Here is a 15,727-nt window from a genome sequence, read left to right as displayed (position 1 = left end):
GTGGTCTCCTCAGGCCCGTTCGCCGTGGAGGGCGAGTGTGTCGTCGATGCAGCGTGCGATGAACACGTCATCGATCGCCTGTTCTCCGACCAGTAGCCTGAAATATAGTGGTGCGGAAAGGGTTTCGAGCACAGCGCGCGGATTGACCGATGCCGGGAGTTCACCGCGCGCCACCGCGTTCGTGATCACCTGGGAGCTCCGCTCGAAGCGATCGTTCCAGAATTTGCGGCGCGCGGCGTCGACTTCCGGATCGGACGACAGAGCCACGGTGGTGCCCACCAGCCGCGCCATCCCCGGGCGCGAGATCAGGTCGGAAACCTGTCCGGCCAGCACCGCCAGATCCGATCGCAAGTTGCCGGTGTCCGGCGCGGGATTCCCGACGGCGGCGAGCTCGGTGACAGCCTCGGCGATCAACGCGGTCCGGGTGCCCCAGCGGCGATAGATCGTCGTCTCGGCGACACCGGCGCGGGCCGCGACATCACCGATGGTCAAACCCTCGATCCCGTGCTCGGTGACCTGCTCCAGGGTCGCGGTCAGAACAGCGTCACGCACCCGCGCCGAGCGTCCCCCGGTCCGCTTACGCGGAGCCGGGGGTGTCACCGACTGTTTGTCGTCGGCATCGAGTCCACTCTGATCCATGGTCCAGTTCTACTCGACGGCCACGCCGTACGCCCAATACCGACCGATGGGACCGACGCGTCCTGCCCCACCCGGGGTCAGCGCAGATATGCCTCGATCCAGTTGCCGAACTCGGTCGCGAGATGCCACTGGTGCTCGCTGATGTACAAGCCGGGCACCGCCGCGGGAAACGCGACTTTCAGCTGACTGCGGAACCCACCGCCGGGCTCGTCACGGAACTGATGGCAGACCCCGCCGATCAGTTCACCGTCGGCGAGCTTGGCCGCGCCGGCGACCGCGAACGGGTAGGACGGGTCCGCGGCGACCACCACCTTCGCCGGGTCGGTGTACTCGACGAGGAACCGGCTGGCGAGCATGGCTCCACCGGTCACCTCGACGACCTCCTGTCGCCCATCGGGCATGGTGGCGATGATGTAGTGGTCCGGGCACGCGTCGGTCCAGAACGCCTGATCATTGCCCACCCGCGCCCGGTCGAACGTGTCGATGAAGCCCTGCGCGGTGCCGCGATCGCTGGCGATCTCGACGGTCGACACGGCCCAGCGTCCACCCGAGGCCGCGAGCGTTGCGCGGGTGGCGGCCTCGGAGGCGACGAGCTCACCGGCAAGCAGCTCACGCAATCCGGTGGAGCCGATCAGCACCCGAGCCCGTGCCAGCACCGCTCGAGCGGCGGGGATGTCGTCGACGTCGATCGCGAAGCGGGCGAGCAGTGAGTCGAGCTCACCGGTCAGCAGGCCGACATAGTCCTTGCGCAGCCGCGCCGCGGCGACCGACAGTCGACGCCGTTCCCACTCGACGACCTTGCCCTGGTCGACCAGGCGACCGTCGATGTATGTCCGCAATCCGGCGGCCGACGGACCAGGGGTGGCGAAAGTGGTTCCCGCACCCGCGTAGGCAACCGCCGCGGTGGCGGCCGTCACGCCGGCCGTACGGACGATGAAGCTTCTTCTGGTCAGCATTGACCAATTCCCTTCAGTTTAAAGCTAGATCAACTTGCGATAACACAGCTTCCGTTACCGTCGTCACCTTGTCAACGGTCGGCGCATAATTAACGCAATACGAACTTGCGTTTCCAGCCACAGGAAGGCAGTCTTAACGCAAGTTTCAGTAGCTTTAATGAGAGGTAGTCGCTGTGGACGATCCCATCGAAATCCGAACATTCCTCGGCGAGGAGGGCGTCACTCGCCAGCAGGTGCGCGCCTGGGAAGCGCGGCGCGCCGAAGCGGTGCTGAAGAGGTTCGCCGCACGCCTGGGGCGACGCGGAGTAGCCGAACTCCTGCCCGATTTCACGATCGGCAGGGCACTCGACGCGCCCCTCGACGTCCAACGCGAAGCCCTCATCGCTATGAAGACCGAGCTGGGGCACGCGGGGATCTACGCCATGCTCAAGCGCGATCTGGCAATCTCGGACCGAATGGCGCGAATCGGTGTCGCCACCAGCCGAGGTCGAGCCAAGTACTCGGTCACCCGACTCGAAGTCCCCCACTACTCCGCGCAGCGATTCGCGGACTGGTTCAACGACCTGACCATCACCGACGCCGAGGTCGACATGGTGGCCGCCACCCCGGACCACTACCTGTTGCGCGGCCTGCCCGACGGCCGTCAAGAAGTCGTCGAAACGACCGGCGGCTCGCCCACGGCGTCGCGGTTCCTCGTCGACTACACCAGAACCGAAGCGCTGACCGTTCCCGTCGATCCCGACTACCCCATCCAGATCGCGGGCCAAGCTCTGCTCGACGACGGCCTGGTCATCGGCGGCGTCCGCCACCAATTCCGCGACCGCGACGGCACTCTCGAAGCCCTACTGACAGTGCAGTTCCCGGGCAATCTGCCCGACCGGCTCATCCACCAGCACCAATGGCACCTGGCCGACGAGTTCAGCAACTGGATGATCGCCGCAGCCCCGGTTGCGGCGACCGCCTGACACCGAGAACCGCACGGACCGATGCCCGGCCCACCGATATCGGTGGGCCGGGCACCCGGCAGCGGCGGGCCCGACCCCTCGATGGCCGGGAGATTATTTCTCCGGCACGCGCCGCGCGGCAATGACGGTGGTAACCCAGCGCCAGAACCGCCACCACAACAATGGCTCCATCCAAGGTCGTGCCCGCCGTGCGCAATCCCCAGTGATTCGCGGCGAGACCTTGTCCGATCACCGGAATCGAGGTCGCGAGGTAGGCGACGACGAAGTAGGCCGAGACCACTTCCGCGCGTCGGGTCTCCGAGACGGCAGCGAGCAGGGCGGCGATGCCTTTACTGAACGACAAGCCCTGACCGATGCCGCAGAACGCCGCACCCATGACCATGAGCGCGAACGCTTGGGCGGCCAGTGCGGCGATGAGAACCAGCCCACCCACCGCGAGCAGTGCGCAGCCGATGACGATCGCGACCGGCGTCGACATCCCACGCCCGATGATCTGCGCCGAGGCCGAACACAGGAACAGGGTGGCGATCACGAGCGCGGTGATCGCGTGGTTGTCGATGCCGATGACATGGGCCAGGAACGACGGGGCGATGGCGCTGAACGATCCCATGACCGCGAAGCCCGCCCCTGCCGCCAGCGCCGCACGGGCGAAAGTGGCACGCGCTTCGGCAGGCACCACCGGCTTCTGCATTCTCGGGCGGGCCCGACAAGTCACCTCGACCGGTTCGGCGATGAACCACACCCCGACGGCGGCCGCTGTCAGCAGGATCAAGTCGATGATGAAGGGGCTGCGCAGCGGCGCCGAACCGTACTCCGCGATCAGACCGCCGGCCAGGACCCCGAGCCCGAGCCCACCGATATTCGACGCAGTGGCCACCGCCGCGGCGCGGTGGCGCCACGAAACCGGAGCCGTGTCGATGACTGCAGCGGTGGCAGCGCCCGCGTAGATGCCTGCCGAAATACCCGACAGCAGTCGTGCGCCCATCAGCTGCCAGACCGGTCCCGCGGTCAAGAACACCACCGCGCCGACAGCGGAGAAAGCGATGCCCGCGAGAAGTAGTGGGCGGCGGCCGAATTGGTCGGACCAGCGGCCGAACAGGATCAGCGCGGCGACGACGCCCAGTGCGTAGGCCGCGAAGATGGTCGTGGTGGTGAGCACGTCGAAGCCCATGTGCTCGGCATAGAGCGCGTACAGCGGGGTGGGCAGCGTGGTGCCCATCATGACGACCGTGAAGGCGAAGACCGTGGTGACGAAAGCGAGTGGACCCGCCCGTCGCGTCGTCGCGACGTCCGCTGCGGATGCAACCATGACCGGCCCTCCCTCTCTGTGCGATCAATCCTTAACGCCATAAATAATTGTGTTAAGACTGTCTCCGATTCCGGACAAACACAAGGGCTCACACCTCGCGCACCGCTAGCCCGGACAGGGCGAGCCAGAGGCAGTATTGTGAATACGAATGTATCCATAATGCGTGTGAGCAGGGGCGCAGCACCGCAAGGCGCACACCGCACGGAGACCGACAGCATGACGACCGAATGGAGAAGCGGTGGGGAGAATCACGCCGGCAGTCCGAAGCTACGCGGGCCTGACGGCCGACGAGCGGCGGACCGAGCGGCGGCACCGCCTCCGGCACATCGCCCTCGAGGCCTTCGCCACCGGACCCGGCTACCGCGAAATCCGACTGGCCGAACTCTGCCGAACCGCGGGGCTGTCGACCCGGCAGTTCTACCAGGAGTACAACACCCTCGAAGACCTCCTGAGTGAACTGTTCCTGCACGTGAACGACACCGTCGAACAGCGCGTCCTCGACGCCGCCCGACAGACCGTCGGTCGACCGTTGATCGACCGGGCGACGGCGATACTGGGCGCCTACCTCTCGTACTTCACTGCCGATCGCCGCTGGGCCCGGGTCGCTTTCGTCGAAATAGTGGGAGTCAGCGAGCGGATGGATCTGCAACGCCTGCAGGTCCGTTCGCGCTGGCTGGACCAGCTGTGCGACACGTTCGACAGCTTCGCCTCCGACGGCGAGATCGCCCCGGACGACTTCCGGCTCAGCGCCACCACGTTCGCGGGTGCGGTCAACGGATTGATGCACGACTGGGCGATCGGCTGGATCGATGCCACCCCGGAGCAGCTCGCCGACAGCCTGCAGCGCATCCTCTTCGGAATTCTGGGCACACCGGGCCCGAAGCAATCGCAGGTGGACCCGCCCAGCGCCGAGCAGACATCGGTTCGCCGCAGACCACGCAACCGCAGGGAGATCATTCTGCGCACGGCCGCGACCGCTTTCGCCGAGCGTGGCTTCCACCGCACCTCGATGACCGATATCGCCTCGGCCACCGGCGTCACCCATGCCGCGGTCTATCGACACTTCCGCACGAAGCAGGAGCTCCTCGGTTCCTGCCTGCGTGAAAGTCTCGACCTGATCATCTCCCGGGTCGATACCGCTCGCGAGAATCCGGGCGATGTCGGTGTGGCACTGCACGAGCTGGTCCGGGTCACGCTGGAAATCCGCGGTGTTGCCCGGCTGTGGCAACTCGAGTTCCGGAGCCTGAGGCCGGTCGACCGCAGCGGCATCCTGTCTCGCGCGGTTCGCCTGACCCAGCGCATCAGAGAGACCGTCGGCCAGCGTCGCCCGGGGCTGGCCCCGAGTGATCTGGAGGCGCTGAGCTGGATCGTTCTGTCCGTGGTGACCAGCCCGTCCAACCATCGCATCCAGCTGCCGACGGATCGATTCGTCTCGACGCTCGACGCGGTCCTCGGTGCCGTGGTCGACGTCGATCTTCCCGGCGGCGACGCGCGGACACCGATCGTCGAGTCCGGCGACACCGGACCAGACACGCGATCCGAGCCCGACTCCCGACCGGAGCGAATGATCATCGCCGCGGCACAGCTGTTCGAGGAACGTGGTTTCGGCGCGGTGAGTATCGAGGACATCGGTGCCGCGGTCGGGGTCAGCGGGGCCGCGCTCTATCACCATTTCGCCGGCAAGACCCAACTGCTCAACGAGATCATCGACCGCAACAACGAATGGGTCGAGATCTACGCCCAGCGCGCGCTCGCCGAGGGTGCGAATCCGCAGGCATCGCTGCGGCTCCTGCTGCGGTACTACGTGGAATTCGCCATGGATCGCACCGATCTCGTCGGTACGGCGGTCAGCGAGATCGGGCACCTCCCCGATGACGCCGCTGCCAGGTACCGCCGCATCCACCGTGAAGGCAATATCGGCTGGGCACGGCTGCTGCAGTCGATCCGCCCTGAGCTGTCTATGCCGACCGCCCGGGTGTTGATCCACACGATCACCACAGTGGTCACCGACTCGGTGCGCAATCCCCGGCTGACCCGGCGTGCCGACCTCGCTGACCTGCTGTGCGTTATCGGTGAGCGAATCGCCATGGCCGATGTGCCCTACTCGCCGATACCGCAGTCGGTCTCGCAGTGACTTAACGGCACTGAGACTGTGAACTCCCAGATCAGTTGGTGATACAGACTGTCCAGCAACCTTATCGCAGAGTTACTTAGGTTGCATGGATCGGATTGCTGCGCCATCATGGCTCCGGCAGCGCGCCGCGCGCCGCGTTTCAGCACCCGCTCGAACGAGGCGGGTCCCGTCGAGAGGGATGAGCCGGTGGGCCACTACAAGAGCAACGTTCGAGATCTGGAATTCAATCTGTTCGAGGTGTACGGCCTCGATACCGTCCTCGACGCGGGCGCCTTCGGCGACCTGGACAGCGACACCGTGCAGATGATGCTGTCGGAGGCGGCCAGGCTGGCGGAGGGGCCGCTCGCGGACCCGTTTGCCGACACCGACCGCAACCCGCCGGTTTTCACCCCGGCCACCCACTCGGTTCGACTACCGGAACCGTTCAAGAAGGCAGTGCGCGCCTGGCACGAGGCAGGCTGGTGGCGGGTGGCCAAGAGCGAGGCGATCGGAGGCGTGCCCGCACCTTCCATGCTCGCGTGGGCGATCAGCGAGCTGATCCTGGGCGCCCAGCCCGCGGCCTACATGTACCTCACAGGGCCGACGATGGCCGATATCCTCACCGGGATCGGGACGCAACAGCAGCAGCGCTGGGCGACGCACATCGTCGAACGTAACTGGGGCGCGACGATGGTGCTGACCGAACCGGACGCCGGCTCCGACGTCGGCGCGGGCCGCACCACGGCAACCGAGCAGGAAGACGGATCGTGGCACATCCAGGGCGTGAAGCGATTCATCACCTCCGCCGACTCCGACGACCTTTTCGAGAACATCGTCCACGTGGTCCTGGCCCGCCCCGAAGGAGCCGGGCCCGGAACCAAGGGCCTGAGCCTGTTCATCGTCCCGAAGTTCCACTTCGACGACGAAACCGGCGAGCCCGGCGAGCGCAACGGCGTCTTCGTCACCAACGTCGAACACAAGATGGGCTTGAAGGCCTCGGCCACCTGTGAGCTGACCTTCGGCGGACACGGGGTACCCGCGGTGGGCTACCTCGTCGGCGACATCCACGACGGCATCGCTCAGATGTTCAAGGTGATCGAGGAAGCCCGAATGATGGTCGGCACCAAAGCTATCGCTACTCTTTCCACCGGCTATCTCAACGCCCTCGACTATGCGAAATCTCGGGTCCAGGGCTCTGATCTGGCCCGCTCCCTGGAGAAGAACGCCGCGAAGGTCGCCATCATCAACCATGCCGACGTCCGCCGGTCGCTGATGATGCAGAAGGCCTACACCGAGGGCTTGCGCTCGATCTATCTCTACACAGCAGGCCATCAGGACCCGGTCTTGGCCCGCCAGATCTCTGGAGCCGACGAGAACCTTGCCGAACGCGTCAACGATCTGCTCCTGCCGGTAGTTAAAGGCGTCGGCTCCGAACGCGCCTACCAGTATCTGACCGAATCCCTGCAGACCTTCGGCGGATCCGGATTCCTCCAGGACTACCCGATCGAGCAGTACATCCGCGACGCCAAGATCGACTCGCTCTACGAGGGCACCACCGCGATCCAGGCGCAGGACTTCTTCTTCCGCAAGATCGCGCGCGATCGCGGGGTGGCGCTGGCGCACCTGCTCGACCAGGTCCGATCCACCGCCGGGTCCGATGCCGATGGCGGGCGCCTCAAGTCCGAGAAGATTCTGCTCGCCCACGCGCTCGAGGACATTCAAGAAGTCGCGGGCGACCTGACCAAACACCTGTTCGCCGGGCGCGAGGAGCCGACCGAGCTCTATCGGATCGGTCTGCATGCCGTGCGTTTTCTGCTGGCCGTCGGCGATCTGCTCGTGGCATGGCGGCTGATCGTCGCCGCCGACATCGCGCTCGCGGCTCTGGGCACCGAGGACGGTCTCGACGAGGCCGAGTTCTACCAGGGCAAGGTCGCCGTCGCCTCGTTCTTCGCCACCACGGTCCTGCCACACCTGACCGCCGAACGCGCGGTCGTGTCCAGCACCGACCTCGCTGTGATGCGTCTCGACGAATCGGGATTCTGAAGACCGACGCTGTCGGCCGGGTGCACCCGTTCTTCCTGGCCGACGGCCGACGATGAGTGCGGGCGAGCAGCGGCACGACAAGATCAGTACGCGCAGGATCGCGCGCAGAAACCAACTCCTCGACATCGCACGAGAGGCGTTCGTGGCCAGGGGATACCACGGTGTCACCATGGCCCTGCTCGCTCGCCGGGCCGACGTGACCAACCTGTGCTCTACGACTACTTCTCCAGCAAACTCGACCTCTATCTGACGGTCGTCCAGTGCATGCTCGACGACTTGGTCGCCACAGTGGACCGAGCACTCGGCTCTGCCGAGACCGATCGGAAGGTCGTCGACTGCACGGTCGCGGTCTTCTTCGACCTGATCGATCACGAGGGCATTTCTAGCCTCACGCTCGTTTTCGGTGGCGGCGTGCCCAGTGAGCCGTCGGTCGAACTGCGAGTCCGCGCAGCACTGTCGAGCTGTGCGGGCACCATCGCAGAACGACTGTGCCCGCACGACAGCGAGCAGGCACGGGCGCGAAGGCTGGCCTTCGGCTTGGTCGGCGCCAGTCTGACCGCTGCCTCGGATTGGCATCGGGCCGGAATGCTCGTACCCAAGCACCACGCGGTGGAAGCGATCAGCACCTTGTGCTGGCACGGGCTACACGGCCTCGACATTCGATCATCATGAAACTAGTTGGTGCACAACATCTTTCGTATGTCTCATATCACCACATTGCCGAGCGGGACACCCTTGCGCCGGGTCCGCCCGGCTTCCAATGTTGATCGCAGGGGGGCCAGCGGTGGAGGTGCAATGGTGGGTGAGCAGAAACGTCGGCGGCCCGGCGGGCGATCCGCGCGAGTACGGGAATCCGTCATCGACGCGACACTGAAAGTTCTGGCCGACAAGGGGTTGACCGCGTTCGCGGTCGCGGAGGTCGTCGCCCTGTCCCAGGTCCATGAGACAACCATCTACCGACGCTGGGGCTCACGCGAGGACCTCATCGTCGATGCCTTGTCGAGCGCGGCAGGCTTGTCTGTCCAGGTCCCCGACACCGGCTCGATTCGCTCCGACCTGGACGAGTTGTTGAAACATCGTCAGCGAATGTCTCGGCACACCGACGGGCCGGCTCCTGAACCAAGCCTTGTCCTTCGGCGGCGACGACCCCCGCTGGACAAGGCTGCGAGACTCCTTGTGGGATGCCACGCTGCGACCGATCTACCCGATCACCGAACGCGCGGTCCGCAGGGGCGAGCTGCCGGTCGGCATCGAGCCACGAATGTTGCTCGAAACCTTGCTCGCCCCTTTACAGTTGCGGGCCTTGAAACTGAGTGATCCCCTCGATCCACAGCTGCGAATTCGCTTCATCGACATGATCCTGCACGGTGCCGCGAGCGCGGTCGCCGCAGAGGACGATCCGGGCGGATGACTGGGACGATGATCGAAGCGGCGGTCGTGGCGTGTCAGTTCGTGAGTGCGACATATTTGGAGTCGAGGTATTCGTCGATGCCTTCGACGCCGCCTTCGTGTCCGAGGCCGGAGGCTTTGACGCCACCGAACGGAGCCGCGACATCGGACAGGACTCCCCGATTGACCGCGACCATGCCGGTCTCCAACGCATCGGTGACTCGCAGGGCGCGGCCGAGGTCACGGGTGTAGAGGTAGGCGGCCAAGCCGTACTCGCTGGCGTTGGCTCGGTCGATCGCTTCGGCTTCGTCGCCGAAACCGGTGACGACCGCGACCGGACCGAAAATCTCCTGGTCGAGAATGCGCGCGCGGACGGGGATCTGGTCCAGGACCGTGGGCGGGTAGAAGAAACCTGGACCCGGCAGGGGTTTGCCGCCGGTTCGTATCCGGGCACCGGCCGCGACCGCTTCGTCGACGAGCCCTGCGACCCTGTCGAGCTGGGCGGCACTGACCAGCGGCCCGACTGCGACGCCTGTCCGATGTCCGGCACCGACGGTCAACGCGGCCATGCGTTCGGTCAGCCGGGCCGTGAATTCCTCGAGCACAGCGTCGGCGACCAGGAAGCGGTTGGCGGCCGTGCACGCTTGTCCGCCGTTGCGCATCTTCGCGGCCATCGCACCGTTGATCGCGGCGTCGAGGTCGGCATCGTCGAAGACCAGGAAGGGGGCGTTGCCGCCCAGTTCCATCGAGGTGCGCAACACCCCGGAAGCCGCTCGGGCGAGCAGGATTCGCCCGACCCGCGTGGAACCGGTGAAAGTGAGTTTCCGCAGTCGGGGGTCGGCGAACAGCGGCGTCGAAATCGATGCGGCATCGGAGGTCGGCAGCACCGAGAGGACACCGGCGGGCAGGCCTGCTTCGGCGAAGATCCGTGCCAGCGCCAGCATGGTCAACGGTGTCTCGGCCGCGGGCTTGACGATCACAGTGCAGCCCGCGGCCAGTGCCGGACCGATCTTGCGGGTTCCCATGGCCAACGGGAAATTCCACGGAGTGATCGCCAGCACCGGCCCTACCGGTGCTTTGGTGACCAGGATCCGGCCGTTGCCGGCTGGTGCGGGCGTGTATCGGCCCTGAACGCGCACCGCTTCCTCACTGAACCAGCGCAAGAACTCCGCGCCGTAGGCGACCTCCGCGCGACTGTCCGGCAGGGCGCGTCCCATCTCGGCGGTCATGAGCAATGCGAGATCTTCGGCGCGCTCGGTGACCAACTCCCATGCCCTGCGCAGGATCTGGGAGCGTTCGCGGGGTGCGGTGACGGCCCAGGGGCGCTGGACTCGATCGGCCGACTCGATGGCCCGCATCGCATCGATGGCGCGGGCGTCGGCGACGGTGGTCAGGGTGTCGCCGGTGGCCGGGTCGAGGACCGGGTACCGGTAGCCGTCGGTGGCATCGACCGCTGCTCCGTCGATCCATAGGCCCTGCGGGGTGTCGGCGATCACTGCTGTTGCGTCGATCATCGTTGTGCTCCTTCGGGTTCACCGGTCGGGGCGAACCCTCGGTCGACCTCCTCATGGGCGATGGCGGCCAGGAAGACGCAGGCTTGATCCAGCACGGCCCGACCGGTTGCGACCACCCCCGCCGAGGTGAACAGGCCGTGCGCGTGCCGGGGCAGATGGATGTGGGTGATCGGCGCTCCGCACGCGGCCAAGGTCGCGGCGTAGTCGATGCCTTCGTCGCAGAGCGGGTCGTTGCCGACCGTGGACAAGAAGGTGGGGATCGGGTACGGGTGCAGGCCGGGGTTGAGATCCGGTGCGTCCCGTGGTGTCGCGATACCGCCGAGGTAGAGGTCGGTGAACCAGTGCATTGTCGCAGCGGTCAGCGGAAATCCCTGCTGGACACGGTGATAAGAGGCGGTGTCCATGGCCAGGCTGAGTACCGGGTACAGCAGCATCTGGGCGCGAACGCGGGGACATTCCGCGGCGATCGCCGCGGCGAGCTGGCCACCGGCGCTGTCACCGCCGACGATCACCCGTTCGACATCGAGACCGTGCTCGATTCCGTGTTCCATCAGCCACCGGGTCGCGGTGCGCATGTCGTCGACGGCCGCGGGATACGGGTGCTCGGGGGCCAATCGGTAGTCGACCGAGACGACCGCCACGTCGGCATGGGCGGCGAGGTAACGGCACAGCGTGTCGTGGGTGTCCGGGCTCCCCATCACCCACCCGCCACCGTGGGCGAACAGCAGTACCGGGCGCGCGGAGCGGGCCGGGTAGTTGCTGTACAACCTGATCGGAAGGTCTTGCTCCGCACCGATGTTCATGTCCTCGACCCGAGCTAGCTCGACCCGAAGCAGCCCGTTTCTTGCGCAGCCCGCGGTATAGGCCGCGCGCGCGGCGTCGACACCGAGGGTGTCGAACGATGCGCTGCCGTTGTCGCGGAAGGCGCGAATGAGAGCTCGTTGGTCGGCGGCTACGTCGTCGAGGCCGCGATCGGGTGATTCAGTGCTCACGAACGCACCGCTTCGGGTCGCGTCCGCGCCGTCACCAATCGCCGGTAGTCTTCGACGGTGCCGCACCAGTTGTTGATGACCTTGCCGTCGCCGTTCTTGTACCAGGACGAGCATTCGGAGGTGAACGCCGAATCCTCCAGCTGTACCTGCAGCCACGCGTTGTACCCGCGGATCGCGTACTCCTCGACATCGATGTTCAGTTCGCTGTAGGCACACAGCCGTTCGACGGATTCGGCGATGAATTCGTGCTGCACTTCGAGCATCGCCACGATCGAGTTGTGGTTGAGGTTGGTGTTGGGCCCGTAGACGAGGAACATGTTCGGGAAACCGTCGACGAGCATGCCCAGATACGCCTCAGGGGTAGTCCCCCATCGCTCGTGCAGCGATCGGCCGCCGCGGCCGATGATCGCGGTGTCGCCTTGGAAAGACTGGCTGGCGAATCCGGTGCCGAAAACGACCACATCCAGTGGGTAGAACTCGTCGTTGTCGACGAGTACGCCGTCGGGGGTGAAGCGCAATATGTTCGCGGTCTCCACGGTGACATTCGGCTGGGTCAGGGCCGGGTAGTAGTCGTCGCTGCGCAGGATGCGCTTGCATCCGAAGTCGTAGTCGGGAGTCAGTACGACACGCAGATCGGGGTCGGCGACCTGGCTTTCCAGATGTCGGCGGGCATCATCGGCACCGCTACGTTGACCGTCGGTCCCGCGCCTGGTTCGATCGAAGCCCTCCTCGCGTTCGTTGTGAATGCGCTCGCGCAGCGCGTGAAAGGTTCCCGGGTCGTTCCGGTGCGTATCGAGTTCGGCGGTGGTGAACACCTGCTGGTTGCGGGGCAGGATGTAGTTCGCCGAACGCTGGAAGACCACCAGTTGCTTTGCCGACGCGGCGATCTCGGGGACGTACTGGACCGCGCTCGCCGCCGCCCCGACACTCGCGACTCGCTTGCCCGTCAAGTCGACGGTGTGGTCCCAGCGCGCGGAGTGGAACATGTTGCCGCGGAACGAGTCCTGGCCCGTGAAGGTGGGGATGTGCGGTGTACCGAGCTGCCCCCACGCGGGAATCAGTGCGCGCGTGTGGAACTCGTTGCCGTTTCGGTCGGTCACCACCCAGTGCGACCTCGACTCGTCCCACTGCGCCCGCACGACTCTGGTGCCGAGGCGGATATGCTCGGTGAGTGCGAAGTGCTGCGCGAGATGGCGCAGATAGCTCAGCAACTCGTCGCGGCCTGCATACATTCGCGACACCGTGAGGTGCGGTAGGTAGCTGTAGCAGTAGATGACCGACTGGGTGTCGCACGCGGCGCCGGGATAGGTGTTGTCGCGCCAGACACCCCCGATCTCGTCGCCTGCTTCCAGCAGGCAGAAGTTGCGCACGCCGTGGCGTGTCAGTTGGGCGGCGGCGCCGAGGCCACCGAAACCGGCGCCGATGATGAGCGCGTCGTAGAGGTGTTCGGTCATGTGTCGTCTCCGAAGGTGATGATTTGACGTATCTCGTTGCCGCCGGCCAGGCGGTCCATGGCGGTGTTGATGTCGTCGAGGGCGATGCGCGAGGAGATCAACCGTTCGACGGGTAGGCGCCCCTCTCGCCACAGCCGCTCGTAGCGAGGGATGTCGCGGGCGGGGTCGGCGGAACCGAGGTAGCTGCCGACCAGGGAATGCGCACGGCTGGTGAGCCGCAGGGGCGAGAGGGTGATCTGCGCCTGCGGATCGGGTAGTCCGACCGTGACCGTGGTACCGCCGACCGCGGTGCACGCGATCGCTGTCTCCAGTGCGCGCGGATGGCCTGCCGCCTCGACGACGATGTCGGCCTCGACTCCATTGTCGATAGCTTGGGCAGGCGTGAACACGTCGTCCGCGCCGAGCGCTCGGGCGGAGTCGAGTTTGTCGGCGAGGGTGTCGATGCCGATGACACGGCAATCTCGTTGTGCGAGCGCGACCAGCAGCGCAGCCATCCCCACTCCACCCAGACCGACGACGGCGATCGTGTTCCCCGGCACCGGCGCGCGCACATTGAGCACAGCACCGCCGCCGGTCAGCACCGCGCATCCCAGCACAGCCGCGACCTCGGCGGGAACGTCGTCACCCACCGGCACCACCGAGCGCCGGTCCACGACGATGTGGGTGGCGAAGGCCGATACCCCGAGGTGATGGTGCACGGTCGAGCCGTCGTGGGTCAGGCGGCGACCGCCGTCGAGCATGACGCCGTCCGCGTTCGCCGCTGAGCCCGCTGGGCACGGCACGCGTCCCGCCGTGTCACAGGCCGCACAGTCGCGGCACCGCGGCAGGAACGTCATCACGACGCGAGTTCCCGGCGCGATGTCGTCGACGCGGGAGCCGACACGTTGCACCGACCCGGCGGCTTCGTGACCGAGCAGCATCGGCAATGGACGTGGCCTGCTCCCGGTGAGCACCGACAGATCCGAGTGACAGACTCCGGCGGCCTCCACCCGAACCAGTAGTTCGTTCGCTCGTGGATCCGCCAGGTCCAGTTCGCAGATTCGCAGCGGCCTGGACTGGCTGAACGGAGTTTGCGCGCCCACTCGTTCGAGCACCGCACCGCGGATTTTCACAGTTTCACTCCGTCGTCTTCGGCAGACAATGTGTCGTCGGACAGGACAGTCGCCGGGCTGTAGCGCTCGGGCAGCGCGATGACGGCGACGGCCGCGAGCAGGAACAGCCCACCGCAGAGCGCGAAGCCGATGGCGAAACCAGTGGTGCCCGCCAGGTAGCCGAGCAACAGCGGGGCCAGCGCCGAGATACCGCGGCCGACGTTGAAGCAGAACCCCGCACCGGTCGCGCGGAGCTCGGTGGGATACAGCTCGCCGAGATAGCTGCCGAGAATGCCGGTGAACACGGCGAAGAAGGCGTAGGCGGGCCCGAGCACCAGCAGTGTCGTCTCGTTGGCGGCCACCACGTAGAGGGGAAGTACCAGGCCGGTCCCGAGCAACGACGCGATGAGTGCGCGCTTTCGGCCGACCTTGTCGGCGATGAATCCGAAGACGTTGTACCCCAAGAACATTCCCAGGTTCAGCACACTGATGAACACCGCGACCGTGGTGGCGGGGACCTGACGGTCCTCAGCCAGGAAGGTGGGCAGCCAAGCGCTGGCTCCCCAGAAGCCCAGCAATGCCAGCGAACACACGGTGGTGCCCAGGACCGTGGAGCGAATCAGCTCGCGGCCGAAGATCTCCCGGGTGTTCGCTGTCGGCGCTTCGCCCGCCGCGCGGCGAGCGCTGACGTTGTCGAGCCATTCGCGCGATTCGGGGAAGAACCGCCAGATCAGCACAATCGGCACGATGACGCCGACCCCGGAGACGAAGAACATCGCCCGCCAGTTCGAGGCATAGGTGCCCGCGATCAGCGCTGCGAGCATGCCACCCACCGGGAACGCGCTCATCACGAACGCGACGGCGCGGCCCCGTTCCCGCTCGGGCCACGACTCGACCACGTAGGTCGACACGATCGCCCACACACCGCCCAACCCGAAGCCGGCGACCAACCGCAACACCATGATCCAGCCGAAGCTCGGCATCACCGCCACCGATGCCGTGCACACACCGAATAGCACCAGGCTGCCCAACAGGGCCACCTTCCGGCCGTGTTTATCGGCGATCCGGCCGACCGTGACCGAACTGGCGCCGATCCCGAGCAAGGTCGAAGTGGCCAAGAGGCCACCCTGCACGACACTGATACCGAGGTCTGCGCGCATCGACGGCAGAGCCAGCGACAGAATGACGATTTCCAGCGCGTCGAACAGATAAGCGGTGAACGATCCGATCAAGATGATCCACCGAACGGGAATATTCATCTA

The 15,727-nt window shown here is 66.1% G+C and carries 14 protein-coding genes and 1 pseudogene; 7 read left to right on the top strand and 8 right to left on the bottom strand.

The window, feature by feature from the left end; genetic code table 11:
* Positions 1 to 9 precede the first annotated feature (9 nt).
* Both ACQHI0_RS10925 and ACQHI0_RS10920 read right to left on the bottom strand, forming a co-directional pair.
* A complete protein-coding gene (locus ACQHI0_RS10925; protein ID WP_427907819.1) occupies positions 10 to 639 on the bottom strand; it encodes a TetR/AcrR family transcriptional regulator in 630 nt (209 codons plus the stop codon).
* A 77-nt stretch (positions 640 to 716) separates the two neighbouring features.
* On the bottom strand, positions 717 to 1,595 hold the full coding sequence (locus ACQHI0_RS10920) for a hypothetical protein (RefSeq protein WP_378710899.1): 879 nt from the start codon (positions 1,593 to 1,595) through the stop codon (positions 717 to 719).
* A 173-nt stretch (positions 1,596 to 1,768) separates the two neighbouring features.
* On the opposite strand from ACQHI0_RS10920, the gene ACQHI0_RS10915 reads away from it, so the two are divergent.
* Complete coding sequence (locus ACQHI0_RS10915; RefSeq protein ID WP_378710900.1) at positions 1,769 to 2,560, top strand: hypothetical protein; 792 nt, start codon at positions 1,769 to 1,771, stop codon at positions 2,558 to 2,560.
* Here ACQHI0_RS10915 and ACQHI0_RS10910 read toward each other — a convergent pair.
* A complete protein-coding gene (locus tag ACQHI0_RS10910) occupies positions 2,514 to 3,869 on the bottom strand; it encodes an MFS transporter (RefSeq protein WP_427907818.1) in 1,356 nt (451 codons plus the stop codon). The two genes, ACQHI0_RS10915 and ACQHI0_RS10910, sit on opposite strands and share 47 nt — an antisense overlap.
* A 238-nt stretch (positions 3,870 to 4,107) precedes the next feature.
* Between ACQHI0_RS10910 and ACQHI0_RS10905 the strand changes: the two genes are divergently transcribed.
* From ACQHI0_RS10905 to ACQHI0_RS10880, 6 genes and pseudogenes are all read left to right on the top strand, one after another.
* A complete protein-coding gene (locus tag ACQHI0_RS10905; RefSeq protein WP_427907817.1) occupies positions 4,108 to 6,003 on the top strand; it encodes a TetR/AcrR family transcriptional regulator in 1,896 nt (631 codons plus the stop codon).
* Between the two features lie 186 nt (positions 6,004 to 6,189).
* Positions 6,190 to 8,025 (top strand): acyl-CoA dehydrogenase, encoded by a 1,836-nt coding sequence (locus ACQHI0_RS10900; RefSeq protein WP_427907816.1) that lies wholly within the window; start codon positions 6,190 to 6,192, stop codon positions 8,023 to 8,025.
* A 52-nt stretch (positions 8,026 to 8,077) separates the two neighbouring features.
* Positions 8,078 to 8,275 (top strand): TetR/AcrR family transcriptional regulator, encoded by a 198-nt coding sequence (locus ACQHI0_RS10895; protein WP_427907815.1) that lies wholly within the window; start codon positions 8,078 to 8,080, stop codon positions 8,273 to 8,275.
* Entirely contained in the window at positions 8,233 to 8,697 is a 465-nt protein-coding gene (locus ACQHI0_RS10890; protein ID WP_427907814.1) for a TetR/AcrR family transcriptional regulator, read from the top strand. The genes ACQHI0_RS10895 and ACQHI0_RS10890 overlap by 43 nt, the downstream gene beginning before the upstream one ends.
* 27 nt (positions 8,698 to 8,724) lie before the next feature.
* Positions 8,725 to 9,003: pseudogene (locus tag ACQHI0_RS10885) on the top strand (TetR/AcrR family transcriptional regulator); the annotation flags it as partial.
* 97 nt (positions 9,004 to 9,100) lie between these two features.
* Positions 9,101 to 9,436 carry a TetR-like C-terminal domain-containing protein gene (locus ACQHI0_RS10880; RefSeq protein ID WP_427909132.1) on the top strand — a complete coding sequence of 112 codons (336 nt, stop codon included), beginning with the start codon at positions 9,101 to 9,103 and terminating at the stop codon, positions 9,434 to 9,436.
* A 34-nt stretch (positions 9,437 to 9,470) separates the two neighbouring features.
* On the opposite strand, the gene ACQHI0_RS10875 is transcribed toward ACQHI0_RS10880, so the two are convergent.
* The 5 genes from ACQHI0_RS10875 to ACQHI0_RS10855 are packed head-to-tail and all read right to left on the bottom strand — an operon-like array spanning position 9,471 to position 15,724.
* Positions 9,471 to 10,928, bottom strand: a complete 1,458-nt coding sequence (locus tag ACQHI0_RS10875; RefSeq protein WP_427907813.1) for an NAD-dependent succinate-semialdehyde dehydrogenase — start codon at positions 10,926 to 10,928, stop codon at positions 9,471 to 9,473.
* Positions 10,925 to 11,920, bottom strand: a complete 996-nt coding sequence (locus ACQHI0_RS10870; protein WP_427907812.1) for an alpha/beta hydrolase — start codon at positions 11,918 to 11,920, stop codon at positions 10,925 to 10,927. The genes ACQHI0_RS10875 and ACQHI0_RS10870 overlap by 4 nt, the downstream gene beginning before the upstream one ends.
* Positions 11,917 to 13,374, bottom strand: a complete 1,458-nt coding sequence (locus ACQHI0_RS10865; RefSeq protein ID WP_427907811.1) for a flavin-containing monooxygenase — start codon at positions 13,372 to 13,374, stop codon at positions 11,917 to 11,919. Before ACQHI0_RS10865 ends, ACQHI0_RS10870 begins: the two co-directional genes overlap by 4 nt.
* A complete protein-coding gene (locus ACQHI0_RS10860; protein WP_427907810.1) occupies positions 13,371 to 14,486 on the bottom strand; it encodes an alcohol dehydrogenase catalytic domain-containing protein in 1,116 nt (371 codons plus the stop codon). Before ACQHI0_RS10860 ends, ACQHI0_RS10865 begins: the two co-directional genes overlap by 4 nt.
* Positions 14,483 to 15,724, bottom strand: coding sequence for an MFS transporter (locus ACQHI0_RS10855; RefSeq protein WP_427907809.1), 1,242 nt, complete (start codon positions 15,722 to 15,724; stop codon positions 14,483 to 14,485). Before ACQHI0_RS10855 ends, ACQHI0_RS10860 begins: the two co-directional genes overlap by 4 nt.
* Between the last annotated feature and the right edge of the window lie 3 nt (positions 15,725 to 15,727).

The sequence above is a fragment of the Nocardia sp. FBN12 genome (assembly GCF_050320175.1).
Classification (GTDB): domain Bacteria; phylum Actinomycetota; class Actinomycetes; order Mycobacteriales; family Mycobacteriaceae; genus Nocardia.
Note: the sequence above shows the minus strand (reverse complement) of the source record. Positions and strands in the feature narration are given on the sequence as shown.